The following is a 21028-nucleotide window of genomic DNA, read 5'->3' on the forward strand; positions in this document are numbered from 1 at the left end:
ATGGAAACAGCAATGACCAGCCCCGAGGTTGAAATGATATCCCCGGAGTTAATTCAAAAAATGAATGCTTACTGGCGTGCGGCCAACTACCTGTCCGTCGGGCAAATTTACCTGTACGACAACCCGCTGCTGAAAGAACCGCTAAAATTAGCCCATGTAAAACCGCTTGTGGTCGGGCATTGGGGAACCACACCTGGCCAAAACTTCATTTATGTACACTTAAACCGTGTTATTAAGGAGTACAATCTGAATATGTTTTACGTAGCCGGCCCCGGTCATGGCGGCCCGGCGATCGTAGGCCAGGTTTACCTGGAAGGTACCTGGACAGATGTTTATCCCAATGTAACCAGGGATGAGGCGGGCTTAAAGAAACTTTTTACACAGTTTTCCTTTCCCGGCGGGATATCCAGTCACGTCGCACCCACAACTCCAGGCTCGATCCACGAGGGCGGTGAACTGGGTTATTCACTCAGCCATGCTTTCGGGGCTGCCTTTGATAATCCAGACCTCATCGTAGCCTGTGTTATTGGCGATGGTGAGGCAGAAACGGGACCATTAGCTACAGCCTGGCATTCTAATAAGTTTTTAAACCCAATCACCGACGGTACGGTACTTCCTATCCTCCATTTGAATGGTTACAAGATCAGTAACCCAACGCTGCTGGCCAGGATTGAACATGAAGAGCTGGAAAAATTCCTGGAGGGCTGTGGCTGGACACCTTATTTTGTAGAGGGTGATGACCCCGAAGCCATGCACCTGTTAATGGCATCTACCCTGGAAAAAGTAATTGCACAGATCCATCAGATCAAAAATGATGCAATAGCAAACGAAAAGTCAGTCAGGCCGCGCTGGCCAATGATCGTGTTGCGCTCGCCCAAAGGATGGACGGGGCCTAAAATAGTCGACGGGTTTCACGTTGAAGGCACATTTCGGTCGCACCAGGTTCCGCTCTTAATTGACGCCGATCATCCGGAACATGTAGCGCAATTGGAAAGCTGGATGAAAAGCTATAGACCCGAGGAATTATTTGATGAGAACGGCACCCTGATCCCGGAATTAATGGATTTAGCGCCAAAAGGTGACCGGAGGATGGGTTCCAACCCACATACCAATGGTGGCATGCTACTTCATGATTTGCGTATGCCCGATTTTCACAAACATGCGGTAAGTGTACCATCACCCGGTGCTGTTAGTGTTGGGGATACTACCATACTCGGAAAATTTCTGGCTGATGTAGTGAAACTTAATCCCGATAATTTTCGTGTTTTTGGCCCTGATGAAACCCTATCTAATCTGCTCGGAGCTGTTTTTGAGACGACCAATCGTCAATGGGATGCCAGACAGGCGGAGTATGATGAGTTTCTGGCACCCGAAGGCCGTGTGCTTGACTCACAACTTAGCGAGCACCAGTGCGAAGGCTGGCTGGAAGGTTACCTACTGACCGGCAGGCATGGCATATTTAACAGCTATGAAGCGTTTATCCGTATCATCGATTCCATGTTTAGTCAGCATGCCAAATGGCTAAAGGTAACTAAAGAGTTGCCATGGCGAATAAATATCGCGTCGCTTAACTATTTGTTGGCCTCTCATGTATGGCAGCAGGACCACAATGGCTTTACGCACCAGGACCCGGGTTTCCTGGATCATGTGATCAATAAAAAAGCTGACATTGTGCGCGTTTATTTACCAGCCGACGCCAACTGCCTGTTATCGGTTGTTGATCATTGCTTACGAAGCCGGGATTATGTCAACGTCGTAGTGGCTGGCAAGCACGCCTTACCTCAATGGCTGACTATGGATGCAGCTGTTATACATTGTACAGAAGGCATCGGCATTTGGCAATGGGCGAGTAATGACCAGGACTCAGAACCCGATGTGGTAATGGGCTGCTGCGGAGATACCCCCACCTTGGAGGTACTGGCTGCTGTTTCCATTCTTCGTGAGCATCTGCCTGACTTGAAAGTTAGGGTAGTGAATGTTGTTGACCTGATGAAACTACAGTCGGCCAGCGAACATCCCCACGGGTTAAGCGACCTGGATTACGATTCACTGTTCACAAAAGATAAGCATATTGTATTTGCTTTTCACGGCTACCCATGGCTGGTTCACCGCTTAACTTACCGAAGAACAAACCGGAATCTTCATGTGAGGGGTTATAAGGAAGAAGGTACCATTACCACCCCTTTTGATATGCGTGTACAGAACGATCTTGACAGGTTCCACCTGGTCATTGACGTGGTTGACCGTTTAGAAAATTTAGGGGCTAAAGGTTCTTACCTGAAACAAATAATGCAGGACAAACTAATCGAGCACAAGCATTACATAGACATACATGGCCAGGATATGGCGGAGATCCGTAACTGGAAATGGAACATAATTAACCATGAATGAACAGACACTCATAACGACCGCTCAGGCGCTGACAGCAGGTCATAAGGGCTTGCTGGCTATGGATGAAAGTAATAGCACCTGTAACAAAAGGTTTGAAGCCATCGGGATTCCGCAAACCGTAGAATATCGCAGAGCCTATCGGGAATTGATCATCACTACGCCGGATCTGGGCAAGTATGTCAGCGGGGTGATCCTTTACGATGAAACCATCCGTCAGCAAAAGAAAGATGGTACAACGTTTATAAAAGTCATCCTTGATGCAGGTATTATACCGGGCATAAAAGTTGACATAGGTGCAAAACAACTGGCAGGGCATCCCGGAGAAAAAGTGACGGAAGGTTTGGATGGATTACGCGACCGGCTAAAAGCGTATGGGCTAATGGGTGCCCGTTTTGCTAAATGGCGTGGCGTTATCAGTACTGATGATACTTTGCCAACCCATGGCTGTATAGCGGCAAATGCCCAGGCACTGGCACGTTATGCCGCCCTATGCCAGGAAGCTGGACTCGTACCTGTTATTGAACCGGAAGTGCTGATGGATGGCGACCATAGCATCCATCAGTGCTTCGATGTAACAGAGGAGTGCTTACAGGCGGTTTTTGCCGCGTTATACCTGCAGAATGTGATGCTGGAGGGAATAATATTGAAACCCAATATGGTACTGCCGGGATTGTCTTGCGAGGTACAGGAATCGATAGATGAAATTGCTGATGCTACGATAAAATGCCTGTTGCGGAACGTGCCGGCAGCGGTGCCGGGCATCACTTTTTTATCGGGTGGCCAGCCCGCCGAACTGGCTACTGCCAGGCTGAATGCAATGAATGTACGATTCAAATCGGGCATGCCATGGGATATTGCCTTTTCCTTTGCCCGTGCCATTCAGCAACCAGCGCTGGAAATATGGAAAGGGTATGAAGCTAACGTTTTAGCAGCGCAGCAGGCCTTATATCACCGTGTGATGTGTAATGCCGCTGCCCGTCGAGGGGAATATAACATGGATGTCGAGAACGCTGGCCAAAGCGGTACTTAATTCATCAGATAAATAACCACACGATGCGAAATAAAGTTATAGCGGCAAACTGGAATATGAACGACAGTTATTTCGACGGTTTAGCCTTATTTTCAGAAGTGCTAAAGCTGGTACACGAGGAGGTAAAGGGTGATCAGGAAATTATTATTTGCCCTCCATTTATCCACTTGCATGTATTTGGCCAACTATCAAAAAATCATTCCCGAATATGAATTGGCGCCCAAAATGCGCACCAATCGGACTCGGATGCGAGATTTCCGTGAAAATGATACGGTCAACATGCGCAGACTATGTGATCCTTGGCCTTTCTGAACGCTGGCTTTATTTACATGAAACCAATAAACTGATTGCAAAAAAGATTGATCGGGCACTTTTAAATGCCCTGAAAATCATATGTTGCTTTCGTAACAGCTAGCAGCCTGCTTTATTTCTGTTTTGCGGGCTCTTTATAAACGATTGGGAAAACCCAGATAGCTTAGGATTCATGCGTTAAATATTGGAACCGGAAAGTTGCCACAATTGAAACATCCCTTTTCTGTACAAAATTTCCCTTATAAAATTTCCATCGGAATGACAGGTAAAGTAACTTTTATCTCGCGTTCTGTTTCCCATGGATTAAATACAGTTTCTTTAAATAGCTTGCTTTTTTTAACCGCTGAAATAGTAAGATCTACATATACTTTGGAATTATCCCAGTCCACTTTAAGAATATCAGCTACCGCTATAATAACTTTCTTTCCTCCTAACCAGTTATGGGTGTCAATAACCAGGTATAATAGCTGCCAGGTCTGGTCGTCAACGACAAAATCGTGAATATGCCCGATATCGCCGTCCTTTGCATGAACATGGTACCCGGTTACTTTTTTAGTACTGCGCAAATGCAAATCATCCTTAGATCCTTTTTCATCGCTGGATGGTGGCATAGTGCCTTTACCTTCAATTGACGGAAAGGAAATACTAACACCCAGATAACCAACGGGATAAAATCCACTCAACCAATAAGCTTCCCAGGCATAGTGATCATATAACTCGATTTCGTGCTGACGATAAACAGGTTTATGGATATCGATATCCGGGCTGTTTTCGACCTGTTTTTTTGTAAGACTGACCTTAAAAAAACGATTAAGCCAATCCACCTTTTCTACTGCATGCGGTGCGATCAAAACTTCACGACCGGATAGCCAGCCGCCGGTCTTGATGACTAAGTATCTTATTTTCCAGGTTTCATCGTCAAAATAGAATCCTTTAACGTCTCCGATTTCCCCGTTTGAAGCTTTTAAACTATAGCCTGTTAAGCTGTTTATGTTTCGTTCCATATAAGTATTTGATTTTTTTTATAGCCAACAATTTCCTAACTGATTGCCCATCAGCATGGAAGGATAACAATCGAAAAAACGCCCTTTCGGAATTGCATAACGAAAGTAGGGTAGATTCGGCTTTGTGTTGTTATACAACTTTGTGTTTTAGTTACATGATTCACACATTGAGACATGTGTGAATCATGTAACTGATTTCCCTAATCATGTAATATTTAAAGTAATCAAAGTAATCACCTTTGTATGACCTTATGGATTAGATCAGAACCCTATGAAAAAATTAAAAAAACTGGTAGTATTTGATCTTGATGGTACACTGGCAGAAAGTAAGGCAGCTATAGAAAATGAAATGGCCGAACTTTTAAATAAGCTCATACAAGTTGCCAAAGTTGCTATCATATCAGGCGGCGACTGGCCGCAATTTCAAACACAGGTCTTATCAAAGTTATCTCAAAAGCAGTTTCTAAAAAACCTCATTATACTGCCTACTTGCGGTGCCAAATATTATCAGTACAGATCAGGATGGAAGCAACTGTATGCTGAAAATTTTACGAAGATCGAAGCAAATCGCATAATTGACAATTTGCAAAAAGCGGTAGCCGGATCAGGTTTGAAAATTGAAAAGACCTGGGGAGAACAAATAGAAGACCGGGGAAGCCAGATCACCTTCTCAGCACTTGGTCAGCAGGCTCCGCTTAATGAAAAAAGAGAATTTGATCCCGACTTTGCCAAACGCAGAAAAATAAAATCCTTAGTCGAAAAAACGCTTCCAGAATTCTCTGTGGAAATGGGTGGTGCTACTTCTATTGATATTACTAAACGCGGAGTTGACAAGGCCTATGGTATTTACAAACTCCATCAAATACTTGACATTAAAATCAGAAAAACTATATTCATCGGTGACGCGCTGTTTGAGGGAGGCAACGACCATCCGGCAACTACAACCGGGGTGGCTTGCATTGAAGTAAAAAACCCCGGTGAAACCAAAATAGTTATACAAACCATTATTGCTTATTTAAATATGGATAACAAAAAGAAGCATGAATCCATTTAAGTTAAACCGCCTGGGTACGATTATGAGATCCCAGCCTGGTAATCCGCTGGAAGAAGAAGGGGTTTGTAACCCGGCTGTTGTTCGTGGCCCCGACGGTCATCTGTATTTATTTCCAAGATTGGTTGCTAAGGGTAATTACTCGAGAATTGGTATTGCTCGGGTGCTTTTTAACGAAGCCGGTGACCCTTTTGGAGTAGAACGACTTGGAATAGCCCTCGAACCTCAGGAATCTTACGAAAAAAGGCCAGGTGGTGGCGGGGGGTGTGAAGATGCGCGGATTACTTACGTGGAACCTTTACAATATTTCCAGATGACTTACACTGCTTACGGGCCTGATGGGCCCCGGATCGCCATTGCACAGTCTAAGGATCTTTTAAATTGGGAACGACTGGGACTGGTTAGCTTTTCACCTTACAAGCATATTAATTTTAACGGGGTATTTGATAAGGATGCCAGCCTTTTTCCAATCGATATGCTGAGCCCTCATGGGCACCCCTCCGTGGCCATGCTGCACAGGCCGTTGTTTCCGGGTACAAGCCCGGAGGAGATCGTAAAACTTGATAAAAAGCATAAGATCGACCTTGATCTAGAAAGCATCTGGATATCTTATTGCAACTTAAAGCACGAAACCGATGCTGCCTACCGACACGCCCAATTCACCTCTCACCATAGGCTGGCCAGTCCGGAACAGGCATGGGAACAATTGAAGATCGGTGCAGGTGCTCCCCCTGTACTTACTAGACATGGCTGGCTGTTAGTCTACCATGGGGTACATGAGTTGGAAGGGTCAACAAAATCTAATCCGAAGTTATGTTATTCAGCAGGCGTAATGGTCTTATCCGAAAAAGAGCCTACGAAAATCTGCTACCGCTCCCAAGCTCCTGTGCTAATACCGGAATTGCAGGATGAAAGGATAGGTACGATTGCCAATGTGGTTTTTCCCACAGGTATAGATTGTCGGACTGACTTAGGCCAGCCTGATCGTTATGATGTTTATTACGGAATGGCAGATGACTGCATCGGCGTAGCTAAAATGAAAATACCGGATCTATTGCCGGAAGGGTGAGATGCGATAAATACTATTACGCAAGCTTATAAAAATTAAAGCTGGATTACCCGAACTGTCCCTTGTATAATTGATAATATCTTCCTTTCTTTTCCAGTAATTTTTCATGATTTCCGCGCTCTATAATTTCTCCGTTTTCAAGTACCAGTATCTCATCCGCGTTACGAACGGTCGACAGGCGATGCGCAACGATAAAGCTGGTACGTCCGTTCATCAATTGGTCCATCCCTTTTTGTATAAATTGCTCCGTGCGCGTATCAATAGAGCTGGTTGCCTCGTCTAAAATCAAAATAGAAGGCCGAGATACCGTAGCGCGTGCAATGTTTAATAACTGCCTTTGCCCCTGGCTAAGGTTACCTCCGTCATTTTGCAATAAGGTTTTATAGCCCTTTGGCAAACGTTGGATAAATGAATCTGCCCCCGATAGGGTTGCAGCAGCGATCACCTCGTCGTCGCTGGCCTCCAATCTGCCATACCGGATATTTTCCATCACCGACCCTGTAAAAAGATGCGTATCCTGCAACACAATGGCGAGTGACTTTCGTAGGCTGCTGCGTTGTAACTTCATGATATCGACGCCATCAATTGTGATGAGTCCCGACCAGATATCATAAAAGCGGGGCAGTAAGTTCATAATGGTTGTTTTACCCGCGCCGGTAGAGCCAACTAAGGCGATTTTCTGGCCTGCTTTTGCATTAATGGTTATATCTTTCAGCACTGCGATGCCTTTGTCATATCCAAAAGTTACTGCATTGAACCGGATGTCGCCTTTAATATTGACTAATTGGACGGCTCCCGGGGTATCAGTCACTTCAGGTATTTCGTCCATGATCTGAAATATTCTTTCAGCACCGGCTAAAGCGCCCTGCAACGTATTATACTGACTTGATATTTCGTTAACAGGCTGGCCAAATTGCCTTGAATATTGCAAAAAGGCAGCTAATCCCCCAAGGTCCAAACCGCTGAAAATGGCCAACAGGCCACCGGCCGTTGCCGTCAAGGCAAAATTGATGGTGTTTAAATTCTGGATGATCGGCTGCATCACGCCTGAATACAATTGAGCCTTGGTCGCCTTATCCCGAAGATCATAATTCAATTTTTCAAAGTCAACTTCCGCCACGGCTTCAAAGCAAAAAACCTTCACCACTTTTTGGCCGGTAATCATCTCTTCAATATAGCCATCGACAGCACCGAGCGCTATTTGCTGATTGGCAAAAAAGCCTTTACTTTTTTTTATGATGGCAGATGCCACCCAGAGCATAAAAGGAACAACAACTATCGTTACGAGGGTGAGCAAAGGGCTTATATAAACCATTAGGGTAAAGATACCTGTCAGCGTAATGGCACTTGAAAATAACTGGAGGATGCTGGTATTTAAAGCGTCGCTTACATTATCCATATCGTTTGTAAAACGGCTCATCAGCTCCCCATGGTTGGTACTATCAAAAAACTTTAAGGGCAAGGTCTGTAATTTGCTGAACAGGTCGGTGCGAATGGTACTGATCGTTTTTTGCGCGATCTTGATCATCAGCCGGTTCAGGTAGATACCGGTGATGGCGCCGACGGTATATATACCTGCTAATAATATGATCATACGGATCAATCCGGGAATGTTTCGGGGTACAATATAATTGTTAATAATAGGGCGCAAAAGGTAAGAACCCAGCAAAGTAGCCCCAATATTGATAAGCAAAAGAAAAAGGACCAGAAACAGCAAAGCCCTTTGTCGGCTTAAGTAGCGCCATAGCCGAAATATGACCAGCCGTGAATTCTTGGGCTTTTCAATAGATAGATGCCCTTGTTTTCCGGCAAGGCCGCCTGGTGGCAGCTTTGCGTTGTTATTGGCCAGATAATTTTCGTTGCTGTCACTCATAATTGTAACTGCTGAGAGTTATAAATTTCCTGGTAGACGGAGCTGGTTTTAATGAGTACACTGTGGGAGCCTGTGCCTATTATTTCGCCCTTATCCAATAAAACTATATTGTCTGCTGATACGATCGAACTGATCCGTTGGGCAATGATGAATATGGTTGTTCCTTTCAGATGTTCCCTGAATGATGACCGTATTTTAGCTTCTGTTATGGTATCAACCGCGCTGGTGCTGTCATCCAGAATTAATATGACTGGCTTACGCAAAATTGCCCGGGCAATACAAAGCCTTTGTTTTTGCCCGCCTGATACATTGACGCCGCTTTGGCCCAAAACCGTCTCATATTGTTTGGGAAGGGACATGATAAAATCATGGGCCTGGGCATCTTTAGCAGCGGTTATTATTTCATCATCTGTAGCTTTTTGATTTCCCCATTTAAGGTTTTGTTTGACGGTACCGGAAAATAGTTCATTTTGCTGCAAAACCAGCTTCAGGTTAATGCGAAGGTTCGGCAAAGTATAATCGCGAACATCCACATCGTCAATTAATACTGTTCCGCTGGTCACGTCGTACAATCTTGGGATCAATTGAACCAGCGTACTTTTGGCGGCTCCCGTTGCACCGATAATCGCGACGGTTTCACCAGGCTTAACCACTAAATTGATGTTCTTTAAAACGAATTCAGTACCGTCAGCATGGTATTTGAAAAATACATTTTTAAACTCAACTTTTCCCAAACCGACCTGGAGATTCTTTTTTATCGCGGCGGGCGAATCAACGATGTCAACAGTTGTGTTTAAGATTTCCAATACCCTATCCGATGAGGCTTCAGCTCTGGAGAAGGTCATAATTATCATAGACAGCATCATCAATGACATCAGTATTTGGGTGATGTAGGTAATAAATGACATCAGCTGCCCAACCTGGAAGGTGCCGGCGATAATCGCTTTTCCACCAAACCAAACGATGGCCACGACGGACAAATTCATCACCAACTGCATCACAGGCAGGATCAGAACAACCATGCCGGATGCCTTAACCGCCATGGCTCTTAATTCTTCATTGGTGTGCCCAAACTTCTTCTTTTCGAAATCTTCCCGTACAAAGGACTTAACTACGCGTATATTCACCAGGTTTTCCTGAATGACTGCGTTGACCCGATCCAGCTTTTGCTGCATTTTTTCAAAGAACGGGAAGCCCTTGTGTAAAATAACATACATGCAAATGGCTAAAACAGGGATAGCAACAGCGATAATGATCGCCAAACTAGCATTAATACTAATGGCAATAACCACGGCAAACAGCAACATCAATGGCGCGCGAAACAATAAACGAAGCGACATCATGATCACATTCTGAATAATATTAACGTCATTGGTCATCCGGGTGGTAAGCGATGCGGAACTGAACCTGTCTAAATTGGAGAAAGAAAATTCCTGAATTTTGCTGAACATTCCCTTTCTGAGTTCAGCGGCAAAGCCCACAGAAACGTGAGAAGAGTAATAGATATTGCCAACGTTGGCTGCTATCGCGACAAGGGATAAAATCACCATCAGCCCGCCGGTGTGTAGAATGTAAGCCATGTTTTTCTGCTTTACTCCAAAGTCAACAATTTTGGACATCAGTTGGGGCTGAACAATTTCGCATATCACATCGATAATGACCAATAAGGGAGCGAGGATCAGGGCCTTCTTATATTTGGTAAAAAAGGTAAGGTATTTTTTCATGAATTCTCAGCTTTTCACGAAGCAGTTGGTTTTGATTTTTCCGTCGTGATCTCCATTACTTTGATCTCCGTTTTTTCTTTGACAATATCCTGCCGGATCAGGCCAAACAAACTCATATAGGCGTTGGCCACATAAACCAATGCAAACCCGGATATCAGGTAACCTGTCCAGTTAATCATCAATAGTTTATAATCGGTCAGCAACAAGAATATAATTGTTACATAATGGCTAAAGCAATATTCGCAGGTAAACAGGTAAAAAAACTTTCTTTCCAGCAACGTCCTTCCTTCCTTACTTCGTTTAACGCAATATTCCCTTGGTTCCCGGAATACTTCTTCATGCGTCACTGTCCAGGCGACACAGGCTATCGGAATAGCTAATAGAAAAAGCCAAAAGATTTGAGTGGAGATTACCATAAGTTACTTTTAAATAAATCATATCTTGGGTTGATGTTGACATGACCAACTTCATTTTTCTCGCTTAATTATATGCTAATCTTTAAGGTCAAGAGCCAAATCATTCTTTACGGCATTCACGCCGGGTGCCTGCCAGGCGATTCTTTCCGCCTCTTCCTTTTGATAATAGGAATTAACTACACCGGATAAAGTAACAGCTTTGCCGTGAACCTCGACCCTGACATCCTGGCCATTCATAGCCCAATTGAGCTTAAGCGCATTTTGAAGGTGCTTTTTCTCCACTTCATCAGGTGTGTCAGCCTTGATAACGATCATGTTTTTTATTTTCGTTATGCCGGTAATATTTTTTAAGCTTTTGGTGGCTGCTTGTTTTTGAAAATTCCACTGAAGTGTTCCTTCCAATGTTATCACGCCATGCTCCACTTTGATTTTTAATTTATCGGCCGGAACCCAGCTTGCCGCCAATGTGCTTAATATCTCCCGGGCAATTTCCTGATCAGTTTTGCGAATCTCACTGTTCAGAACCACCTCCATCTGTTCTATAATGACTTTCACACCAGCCACTTTTTTGGCTGCGTCTTCCGCTTCTGATTTTTTGGCATAGCTGTCAACTGTCCCGGCCAGTGTGATGATACCATCGTCCGCAATAACACTGATTTTAGCTGTATGCAATAAGGGCTCCCAAAGGAGCGCATTCTCAACATCTGTTTTTAAATCCTGGTTTGTTTTCATAAGAATGACAGCGCCTTAATTTATACTACTAAACTACCCGCAATTACCTGATCAGCTATTACGCAATTCCAGTTTATAATTACATCATTCACACATTTGAACAGGAATTTAGCATGGACTGTTGTACTATATTTAATCCTTTAAATCAGAAATAATCTTTTCGAGAAATAATCCCGCACAAAAGAATGCTGCTGGTTCTCTGTAAGTTTATCCGCAGGTATGACTTCAATAACAATATCAGCGAAACGGTGATCTTTCCTTAAGATGTTGAGCAGTTCTACTTTTGCGTCGGTCGGCCCGAAGAGAACGACATCGTTATAATTCCTGATGATCTCCCCAAGAGCTTTGTAATAATCAGCTTCCTCACCTTGCTCTTTATTATGCATTAACTTTTCACTTCTGCCAAGCGCGTTTTCTTTTTCCTGATGTGTGAATTTTGATTCAACCGTAGTTGTTTTAATGGGATCCACTGTAAATTCCATGATGTGGGCATTCTGATGATCCATCCAAATACCTAAGCCTTTTTCCGTTGTCATTATCTTTTGTTTAAAAATTGCATGAATATCATTACCTGTACAGGTTATAAAAAAACAGGAACCAGTGAAGTATGCCGCACTGGTTCATTGGGAACAGATATACTAATATTCAATAATCAGTTCATTGTCTACGCTCCAAACTCCCGGGGCATTCCAGGCAATTTGTTCTGCTTCATCTTTGGCGTAAAATGAGTTGACAGTACCCATTAGCGTAACATGGTTACCTGTTACATCAACGTTAATATCCAGATCGTCAATTGACGAATTCCGTTGCAATGCAGATTTGATGGCTGCCTTCTCAATGCCGTCGTGGATATCAGATTTGATTTTAATATTGCTGATAACGCCCATTACGCCGGCAAGATTCCTGATGGCTATTTTGGCAGCTTCTTTCTGATAATTCCATTCGAGTTCACCTTCCAGGGTCACCCAGCCATTTTCAACTTTAACTTTAATTTTGTCTTCCGGAATTTGCCAGTTCCATTTCCAGGCTTTTAAAACCTCGTTGGATATTTCCGTATCGCTCTTTTTACCGAAATCGCTATATTTAATGGTTATTTCTTCGGCCACGGCTTTAACACCGGCTACGTTTTTTGTCGCATCTTCCGCCTCTATCTTTTTAGCGTAACTGTCAACAGTGCCTGTTAAGGTCACTACACCATCTTTGGCTGTTACCCCAATCTCAGCGGCATTCAACAGCGGTTCCCATTTGATGGCATCCTGAACATCTTTCTGCAATTCTTGATTCGTTTTCATTTTAATTGTCTCTATCGTATATGATTAGTGAAGTATCGGCCATTGAGAATCATTTTGAAACCAAGTCAAAAAATCCGGCAAGCCGTCATCTGGTTGACCGGAATCTTTTATTCCGTGGTCTCTCCATCAAATTTCTCAGGAAAATCCTCGGCTTCTGCTTTAGTAACCCTAACGATCCCGTCCTTATGATTAGCCGGTGCATATATGGTATACATTTTCAGTTCAGCGGAGGTGCTGGTATTAACAACATTATGTTTAGCACCGGCCGGCACTACAATTGCGTCGCCATCACTAACGTCGTACTCAGTTCCGTTAATGGTACATTTGCCTATACCAATTTCGAAGCGGAAAAACTGATCATTGGCGTTATGAATCTCCTCTCCGATTTCTTCGCCGGGCTTCAGTGTCATCAAGACCACCTGCATGTGTACACTAGTATAAAGTACCTTTCGGAAATTGATATTTTCCATTACATCTCTTTCGATATTCGAGTGAAATCCTTTAACCGGATCCACCAATAAATCCACACTGTCTTTCATTTTATTTATATTTAAGGTAATATGATATTGCGGTTTTTAACTTCTTTGTATATATTCCATTTCAATGATCTTCTTTCTTTCATGATATTCCTCAGGCCCTATTTCTCCGGAGGCAAAACGACGTTGCAGGGCATCGAATGGGCTACGTTTTCTGTTGCGCTGGCCGGGTATATCGTATGGGATAGCGAATATCCAAAACAATAGTATGATCCAAATGAACCACCAAATAAGGTCCATACCCCAGAAATAATTGTAATAAAACATGCTGCTAATTTTTAGAATGAATGGAATGATAACACTGCAAAACTGCTATCTTTTGCCGCGATAAGTATTACGCAATTCTTTTAATAACTTACATGATTCACACGTTTGGTACCGGCAGCGTTAGTTCATGGATTTTACCTTTAACAGGCTTGCATTGATGGCTACGACGATGGTGCTTAGGGCCATTAATGCGGCGCCGGCAGCGGGGTTTAACATAATGCCTTGATTATAAAGCACACCTGCTGCCAATGGCAAGGCAACAACATTGTAACCCGTGGCCCAGATGAGGTTCTGTATCATTTTACGATAGGTGGCTTTTCCAAATAGTATTAAACTTACAATGTCTTTGGGATTACTGTTAACTAAAATAATCCCGGCTGTTTCGGCTGCAATATCACTACCAGACCCCACGGCTATGCCGATATCTGCCTGGGCCAGTGCCGGGGCATCATTTACACCATCACCGGTCATGGCCACAAACTCACCTTTTTTTTGCAGCTCCTTTATTTTTTCCTGTTTTTGTCCGGGCAATACTTCCGCCATGAAACTATCCATTCCCAATGTTTTGCTAACGCTTGCTGCAACTTTGAGGTTGTCTCCCGTAAGCAGCAACGATTTAATATTTTCCTGCTTTAAAGCCTTGATCGCTCCTGAAGACTCCGGCCTTATCTCATCAGATAAAGCAATATACCCTGCCAGTTCATCAGCTATAATTACAAAGACCACTGTTTCCGTATCATTAGCTTTGAAATCACCAGGAACTGTGATTTTATTTTCTTTTAAATAGCCCGGACTAACTACCAATACTTTTTTATGCTCAACAGTAGCCTGAACCCCTTCGCCTGTAATCGCCTTAAAATCTGCTGCGGGAGGAATGGCAATCTTCAAATTCTTTGCTTTTTGCATGATACCTGATGCAATGGGATGTTCTGATTTCAGTTCCAGAGCGGCGGCCATTCTAATGAGTTCGCCTTCCTCTAACCCCTTCTTCAGTGGAACTACTTTTGAAACCTCAAATTTTCCCACAGTTAACGTCCCTGTTTTATCAAATACTACGGTCGTGATCTTTCTCGAATCTTCAAAGGTATTCCTGTTTTTAATCAACAGACCATGTTTGGCTGCTAAAGAGGTTGATCTGGCTACTACCAGGGGTACAGCCAACCCCAGTGCATGCGGGCAACAGATCACAATTACGGTGACCATTCTTTCGATTGCAAAGGCTAACGGGTGACCGGTTAAATACCAGTACAAAAAGGTAGTCAAACCTGTTGCCAGTGCGATAACAGTTAACCATTTTGCAGCAGTATCTGCCAATAATTGCGTTTTAGATTTTGATTGCTGTGCGTCGTTAACCAGTTTTATTACTTGTGACAGGAACGAGTCTTTTTCAGTATGACTTACGGTAAGTGTAAAAGAGCCGTTGCCGTTTACCGATCCGGCAATTACTTTATCGCCTTTTGCTTTCTTCACGGGTTTTGACTCACCAGTAAGCATACTTTCGTTCAGGTAGCTTTCACCTTCTATAATGATCCCATCCGCCGAGACTCTTTCGCCCGGCTTGATCAGTACAATGTCCCCCGCTTTAAGCGTTTCGGTTTTAACATCCTTTACTTTATCAGAAATAACCAGATGGGCGTTATCGGGCATTAATGCTACTAATAGCGCTAATTCCCGCGAGGCCCCTACGATTGATCTCATTTCTATCCAATGCCCTAACAGCATAATCAGAATCAGGGTGTCCAACTCCCAGAAGAAATCCATCCCTTTTAATCCAAATACAACGGCGGTGCTATAACCGTATGCGACCGTGATGGCAAAACCAATCAGCAGCATCATACCTGGTTTTTTTGTTTTCACCTCGCCAACTAATCCGGTTAAAAATGGCCATCCACCATAAACAAAGACAAAAGATGAAAGCGCGAATAGTATATAGGATGATCCCGAAAACTTCCAGTTTACTCCAATAAACTGCTGGATCATTGTTGATAAAAGCAGGATAGGAAAGGTCAAGATCAGCACGATATAAAACCGCTTTTTAAAATCAGCAATCATCATCATATGGTGATTTTGATTCTCCTTACCGGGAGCACCTACATGCTGCATTTTACTATGATCCATTTTTAATTGCTCGTTCATCTGGCTTGTTCTTTTGGCTAAATAATACCTGTTGAAAATTACACGTCCCATTTTTATTAACGTTATAAAATTCTTCTGGTGAATTACATCATTCACACTTTGACGTGATTGGAAACTGGCTATCTAACGAGTCAGAACTATCATAAACGTGTGAATTATGTAAGCAATGACCGATATCATGTAATAAAAGTGGTGGTATTTTCCTGCATCTTTAAACTATTGCAATATTTAAATAAAGGCCGAGACAAAATGAGGATTACATTAAAGGAGCCAGACTTACAAGCAGAAATTAAAGTAAGATGAGAACGGTGGCTACGTCCTAAAGGATGGCTTACTGATAAGGTCAAATCTGCCCTTATTAAAAGAAATACCCCGATGCTTTTAAAGCTATTGACTAAATGAAGGAAATCAACTTCATCTAAAATATCACAGAATGGTTAAAGTGAAAGCAGCACCGACGAGTTTTTTTGCGCCTTCCCGCATCCTTTTTTATGTGTTTTCAATTGTTGTTTTTTACTTCGCCATTCACTACATCGGCAAGCTGAAGAACATTGAAGAGCTGATGCTGCAAATGGAACCGGCCTGGTTGTTCCTGGCCGTATTTGCCCAGGTATTAACTTATCTTATTTACGCCTTCATCATCAAGCTGCTTATTAAAGATAAACCAGGAACAACTGATTACTTTTTGCTGTTTAAATTATCCATCGTCATTATGTTTGTTAACCAGGTGCTGCCTACGGGTGGAATCAGCGGAGATGGATATATCTTTAACCAGCTGATCAAAAGAAAAGTATCGAGATACAACGCCTTTACCGCGATTGTATTGGAATCGATCAGTTATTACGCCGCTATACTTATTTTACTTCTCCTTTTTTATACCTGGTATCTTAACAAGGTCACGCACGTTAACATTTTGATAACGTACACAGTGCTCCTGGGATTTGTGTTTTATATCTTACTGTTTGTTTTAGTGCTTATTATAAGTAATGGGCATAATCTATCCTTTGCAATGCATAAGCTTGAACGGATTGGTTTTATTAAACGTTTTATTGAAAAAGCCAGTCTTTTATCCCTGCAAAACGAAAATGAAGGAACTTTTAAAATGCTTGGAAGAAAGAAAAAATCTATCATTCAAACGATAGGCCTGCAGCTGATCATCGTTATGAGTGATATAATAACTGTCTTCGCGCTGGTAAAGGGGTTTCATGTAGCCATGCCGTTCCCAATTGTTGCTTTCGGCTTACTATTGTCTCTTGTCATAGGCGCGCTCCCTATTTCGCCCGGGTCACTTATTGTTTATGAAAGTGCAATGACTTATTTTTTCACCAAATTAGGGGCACCGGTTCATGCTGCGCTGATCATTACTTTACTTTATCGTTTCCTGACCTTTTGGCTGCCAATTCCCTTTGGGTTATTGGTTTACAGAAATCTGCAGAAAAAGGTTATTGTCAATAAGTTCGATAACCTGTAGAACTATATTTTAAAGTGGCAGACTAAAATGAAAAGTTGATCCTTTTCCTAATTCGCTGTCTACCCACAGGCGGCCCTTATGACGATTGATGATCTCGTTTGACAGGTAAAGCCCAAGTCCAAAGCCGGCAATTTTAGCATTGCTGGCGCTTTCGATCCGGTAATACCGGTCAAATAATTTAGCCTGGTCGGGCAAACTGATACCCAGACCCTCATCTGTTACGCTAACCTCTACTATTGATCTCACCGTCCTGCACGATACCTCTATATTTCCTCCTTTTGGTGAATACTTAACAGCATTACTTAACAGGTTAGTTACTACCTGTCCGATTTTATTCCTATCCGCGTTTACGGATATGGTTTTAAAAGGAAGCAGGTTGATCTGGTGATTGGTAGTTGTTGTCATCATTTCTTCTTTGATTTCCTGGAGCAGCCCGTTGACTTCAAAGGTTTGTGTACGCAGATAAATTTTACCTTCCTCAAGGCTGGCCGCATCTAAAAAACCAGTGATCATGGTCCCCATTTTTTTAATTTGCTTATTTGCTTTTTCCACAGCTAAGAGGGTTCCCTCGTCATCGTTTTTTTTAGCCTTTAATGCCAGCAACTGCATATTGGCCTGAAGTGAGGTCAACGGTGATCTCAATTCGTGGCTGACCATGGCGATAAAATCGTTCTTTCTTAACTCATTGAGTTTATGTACAGTGATATCCAGCAAAACGCCGCTAAAATAATTGGGAATGTTTTCTTTGTTGTGGGTAAGGTTTCCAACCGCGCGTATCCATCTTAATTTTCCATCATGATGTCCCTGCGAGGGAAACTCTATATCACATTTTTTACCGCCATTGATAGTTTCTTCTATAGCTTCGCTAACAATCAATTGGTAATTTCCTGCGATTTGTGCAATCGCTGCCGGGAATGTCATCATTTGAGCAGACTCAAATCCAAACAATTCTTTAAGCCTGGATGATGAGGTAAACTCACGGGTTTTTACGTTGATGGACCAGGTGCCCAATTCGGCGGCCTCTATCGCCATACCCAGCATTTTGCTGCTCAGGTCGAGCTCCTGTTGTGCTTTCTTCAGTTCTGAAATATCATTAAAGGTAATGATGGCACCATTTCGTTTATTGTCTGCCTGCCGTACATAGGGCATGGTCATGACTTGGTACCAGTCTCCGTTATTAGTTTCAATTTCCTTGGTAATTACATTGCCTTTGGCCAACACTTCGGTAATGTCGGCTAAAATCGTTTCAAATTTAATGTTCGTAGAGATATTGCTCAACGGCCGGCCGATATCAGATGGCAGCAAGTTGATTTGTTTTACTGCTCCCGGCGAGAACTTCATGAGCAAAAGATCATCGTCCACAAATAGCTGCCCGTTGACATTGCTCCTGAAATAGTTATTCATGTCATCGTTGGTTTCCAGCAACTCTTTGTTTTTTGACTGGTATTCAGCGTTAATCGTGTGAAGCTCTTCATTAACTGATTGCATTTCTTCATTAGTACTTTGCATCTCCTCGTTGGCAGAAATGAGTTCCTCGTTGAAAGACTGCATATTTTCGTTTGATGAGTCGAGCTTCTCCAGGGCTGACTGTAATTTATCTTTTAACTCTTTTACTTCCTCTTCCAGGTTGATAGCATATCGGTCCTGGTAAACTTTAGGATCGTAAGTGTCGACTTTACTGTCTGGTACTGAACCTAATTTATCTTCATTCAGCGTAACAACGAGCATTTTTTGGTTGTTTTTATCCGCCGGAAAGGGCCGTACAGCCATGTTAACTTTCAAGGTTCGTCGCCCAACCTTGATTTTTATACGTTCAACTACGGCCTTCTTGCCGGTATTCAAAACGCTTTTACTAAGTGAACTAAAGGCAACAGCAAGGGGCTTCGATAAGAGGTCCGTAAGGTTCGTGGTGAAGTGCTTTTGCAATAGGTATTTCTTTGTGTTCCCAAATGATTGTACCACCTGCTGCTTATCGTCTATACATAAAGAAAGAAAATCGAGGTCTTCAGTTAAACCGGTAACTATCGTCTCTGCGATCGATTGTCTGGCATCTTTAGACATCGTTTCAGCCATGGGCATGGGAGGGCTATGTTTAGTGTCCGGATAGTCCGGCATACTGAATGCATCGAAATTTACCGCGCGTTTGGCTATTAAATTCTGGTAGATCTTCCATTTAGAACTCACTATCTTCAGGTTCTTAATGATATGCATGGGGTTCTCGCTTGGACCCAGGAATAAATAACCGTCCTTTTTTAATCCGAATAAGAGCATAGCAAATACCTTTTTCTGCAAAACAGGGGTCATATAGATCAGCAGGTTCCGGCAACTGATAAAATGCATATTACAATAAGGCGGGTTCTTAACCAGATCGTGCTGTGCGAAAATGACCATTTTCCGGATAGCCGGGCTAATTCGGTAACAGGAGCCCTCGGTTATAAAGTATTTTTCCAGTCTTTCTGGAGAAATGTGTTTTTTTATGCCGAGGCTATAAATACCCTTGCCTGCATGTGCTAAGGCAAGGCTGTCAACATCCGTTGCGAATATTTTCACTACGGTATCTTTAAAATTGCCCTGTAATTGTTCTTGAATCAAGATTCCCAAAGAATAGACCTCTTCGCCGGTGGCGCATCCGGCAACCCAGATCTTCAGTTCTTCATCCGGTGCAAGCAGCTGCAGCAGGGCTGGTATGATTTCCTTTTGAATGACCTCAAATGCCTGCTTATCCCTGAAAAATGATGTTACGCTGATCAGAAAATCTTTCGAAAGAACTTCTACCTCGTCAGGGTTTTTCTTTAAATACGCCAGATAATTAGAAAGAGAAGGGAAATTAGCCGCTGCGGCCCTTCTTCTGGTTCTTCTTAAAATGGTTGCTTGTTTATAATCGGAAAAGTCCAGCGGTGAATTCGCTTTGATCAGGTCAACAATCGATTTAATATTTTTATCGTCATCTTCTTCAGATATCTCCAATCCGTACTTGATATAGTCTTCGATAGCTGCGGGCATCAATGCAGGCTCCAATATAAAATCAGTTAAACCTGTAGCTATGACATGGGCAGGCATGCTTGGGAATCCTGAAGTTTCCGGATTACGTGCCATGACTATTCCGCCTGCTTTTTTTATTGCTTTAATACCTTCGGTGCCGTCCGAACCCAACCCCGAAAGAATAATACCGATCGCTTTTTTTCCGCAGTCCGTAGCCAGAGAGGTAAAAAATTTGTTAATAGTTAAGTGGGGACCTTTAATGTCCTTCTTATCGCTTAAAAACAATTCTTCTCCGCTTATTGTCATATACTTATCATTTGGGATTAAATACACTTCATTGCTCATCACCTTCATCCCCTGAGCGGCTTCCTTAACAATCAATTTACTGTGTCTGGCCAACAAATCGACCATACGGCTTTTAAAGTCAGATGATAAGTGCTGGATGATAATATACGAAACGCCATCTAAGGGAGTATGGTCGAAAAAAACGTTGATCTCTTCCATGCCACCCGCAGATGCGCCAATAGCGATAATGTGATGGGGGGCAGTTAATTGCATATGAATTGTTTAAAGAATGGTTTTAGTAGTCGGAGCCGAAATTTACGATATAGAATATCATTGAAATTTACGTTATTTTTTTGACATTCAGTGTTTTATTAAAGACATCATTGCATGAATCGAGCCTGCTTATTATTTGTCGGCGGTGTCATAGCGTTTATGAATAGCCGATCGTTTAAAAACG

The 21028-nt window shown here is 42.8% G+C and carries 18 protein-coding genes; 7 read left to right on the forward strand and 11 right to left on the reverse strand.

What is annotated here, in order from left to right; genetic code table 11:
• Genes BDD43_RS24020 through BDD43_RS31130 form a run of 4 tightly spaced genes read left to right on the forward strand, consistent with a single transcriptional unit; the run spans position 1 to position 3836 of the window.
• Positions 1 to 2391 (forward strand): phosphoketolase family protein, encoded by a 2391-nt coding sequence (locus BDD43_RS24020; protein ID WP_121200480.1) that lies wholly within the window; start codon positions 1 to 3, stop codon positions 2389 to 2391.
• A complete protein-coding gene (locus BDD43_RS24025) occupies positions 2384 to 3421 on the forward strand; it encodes a class I fructose-bisphosphate aldolase (RefSeq protein WP_121200481.1) in 1038 nt (345 codons plus the stop codon). Before BDD43_RS24020 ends, BDD43_RS24025 begins: the two co-directional genes overlap by 8 nt.
• Positions 3422 to 3444: 23 nt before the next feature.
• Entirely contained in the window at positions 3445 to 3633 is a 189-nt protein-coding gene (locus BDD43_RS30915) for a triose-phosphate isomerase (RefSeq protein ID WP_121200482.1), read from the forward strand.
• Positions 3630 to 3836, forward strand: a complete 207-nt coding sequence (locus BDD43_RS31130) for a triose-phosphate isomerase (RefSeq protein ID WP_121200484.1) — start codon at positions 3630 to 3632, stop codon at positions 3834 to 3836. The genes BDD43_RS30915 and BDD43_RS31130 overlap by 4 nt, the downstream gene beginning before the upstream one ends.
• Positions 3837 to 3972: 136 nt before the next feature.
• Here the strand turns inward: BDD43_RS31130 and BDD43_RS24040 are convergent, their stop codons facing one another.
• A complete protein-coding gene (locus BDD43_RS24040) occupies positions 3973 to 4737 on the reverse strand; it encodes a PRC-barrel domain-containing protein (RefSeq protein WP_121200486.1) in 765 nt (254 codons plus the stop codon).
• Between the two features lie 271 nt (positions 4738 to 5008).
• Between BDD43_RS24040 and BDD43_RS24045 the strand changes: the two genes are divergently transcribed.
• On the forward strand, positions 5009 to 5791 hold the full coding sequence (locus tag BDD43_RS24045; RefSeq protein ID WP_121200488.1) for an HAD-IIB family hydrolase: 783 nt from the start codon (positions 5009 to 5011) through the stop codon (positions 5789 to 5791).
• Entirely contained in the window at positions 5778 to 6857 is a 1080-nt protein-coding gene (locus BDD43_RS24050; protein WP_121200489.1) for a glycoside hydrolase family 130 protein, read from the forward strand. The genes BDD43_RS24045 and BDD43_RS24050 overlap by 14 nt, the downstream gene beginning before the upstream one ends.
• A gap of 46 nt (positions 6858 to 6903) precedes the next feature.
• Here BDD43_RS24050 and BDD43_RS24055 read toward each other — a convergent pair whose 3' ends face one another.
• The 9 genes from BDD43_RS24055 to BDD43_RS24095 all read right to left on the reverse strand — a co-directional run bounded on the left by BDD43_RS24055 (position 6904) and on the right by BDD43_RS24095 (position 15884).
• Entirely contained in the window at positions 6904 to 8730 is a 1827-nt protein-coding gene (locus BDD43_RS24055; protein WP_246001778.1) for an ABC transporter ATP-binding protein, read from the reverse strand.
• On the reverse strand, positions 8727 to 10454 hold the full coding sequence (locus BDD43_RS24060) for an ABC transporter ATP-binding protein (RefSeq protein ID WP_121200491.1): 1728 nt from the start codon (positions 10452 to 10454) through the stop codon (positions 8727 to 8729). The genes BDD43_RS24055 and BDD43_RS24060 overlap by 4 nt, the downstream gene beginning before the upstream one ends.
• Before the next feature lie 14 nt (positions 10455 to 10468).
• Entirely contained in the window at positions 10469 to 10870 is a 402-nt protein-coding gene (locus BDD43_RS24065) for a hypothetical protein (protein WP_121200493.1), read from the reverse strand.
• Between the two features lie 75 nt (positions 10871 to 10945).
• The gene (locus BDD43_RS24070) at positions 10946 to 11602 is read right to left on the reverse strand and encodes a BON domain-containing protein (RefSeq protein ID WP_121200495.1); all 657 of its coding nucleotides are present in this window, start codon (positions 11600 to 11602) and stop codon (positions 10946 to 10948) included.
• A gap of 140 nt (positions 11603 to 11742) precedes the next feature.
• Positions 11743 to 12138, reverse strand: coding sequence for a hypothetical protein (locus BDD43_RS24075; protein ID WP_008513177.1), 396 nt, complete (start codon positions 12136 to 12138; stop codon positions 11743 to 11745).
• A gap of 102 nt (positions 12139 to 12240) precedes the next feature.
• Positions 12241 to 12894, reverse strand: a complete 654-nt coding sequence (locus BDD43_RS24080) for a BON domain-containing protein (protein WP_121200497.1) — start codon at positions 12892 to 12894, stop codon at positions 12241 to 12243.
• 107 nt (positions 12895 to 13001) lie between these two features.
• Positions 13002 to 13433: a cupin domain-containing protein gene (locus BDD43_RS24085; RefSeq protein WP_121200499.1), complete on the reverse strand. Its 432-nt coding sequence runs from the start codon at positions 13431 to 13433 to the stop codon at positions 13002 to 13004.
• A gap of 36 nt (positions 13434 to 13469) precedes the next feature.
• Entirely contained in the window at positions 13470 to 13697 is a 228-nt protein-coding gene (locus BDD43_RS24090; RefSeq protein WP_008513172.1) for an SHOCT domain-containing protein, read from the reverse strand.
• Between the two features lie 120 nt (positions 13698 to 13817).
• The gene (locus tag BDD43_RS24095) at positions 13818 to 15884 is read right to left on the reverse strand and encodes a copper-translocating P-type ATPase (protein ID WP_121200501.1); all 2067 of its coding nucleotides are present in this window, start codon (positions 15882 to 15884) and stop codon (positions 13818 to 13820) included.
• A gap of 382 nt (positions 15885 to 16266) precedes the next feature.
• Here BDD43_RS24095 and BDD43_RS24100 point away from each other — a divergent pair, with 382 nt between their 5' ends.
• Complete coding sequence (locus BDD43_RS24100) at positions 16267 to 17304, forward strand: lysylphosphatidylglycerol synthase transmembrane domain-containing protein (protein ID WP_121200503.1); 1038 nt, start codon at positions 16267 to 16269, stop codon at positions 17302 to 17304.
• 9 nt (positions 17305 to 17313) lie between these two features.
• On the opposite strand, the gene BDD43_RS24105 is transcribed toward BDD43_RS24100, so the two are convergent.
• A complete protein-coding gene (locus BDD43_RS24105; protein WP_121200505.1) occupies positions 17314 to 20844 on the reverse strand; it encodes a chemotaxis protein CheB in 3531 nt (1176 codons plus the stop codon).
• Positions 20845 to 21028: the final 184 nt, after the last annotated feature.

It is taken from the genome of Mucilaginibacter gracilis (assembly GCF_003633615.1).
Classification (GTDB): domain Bacteria; phylum Bacteroidota; class Bacteroidia; order Sphingobacteriales; family Sphingobacteriaceae; genus Mucilaginibacter; species Mucilaginibacter gracilis.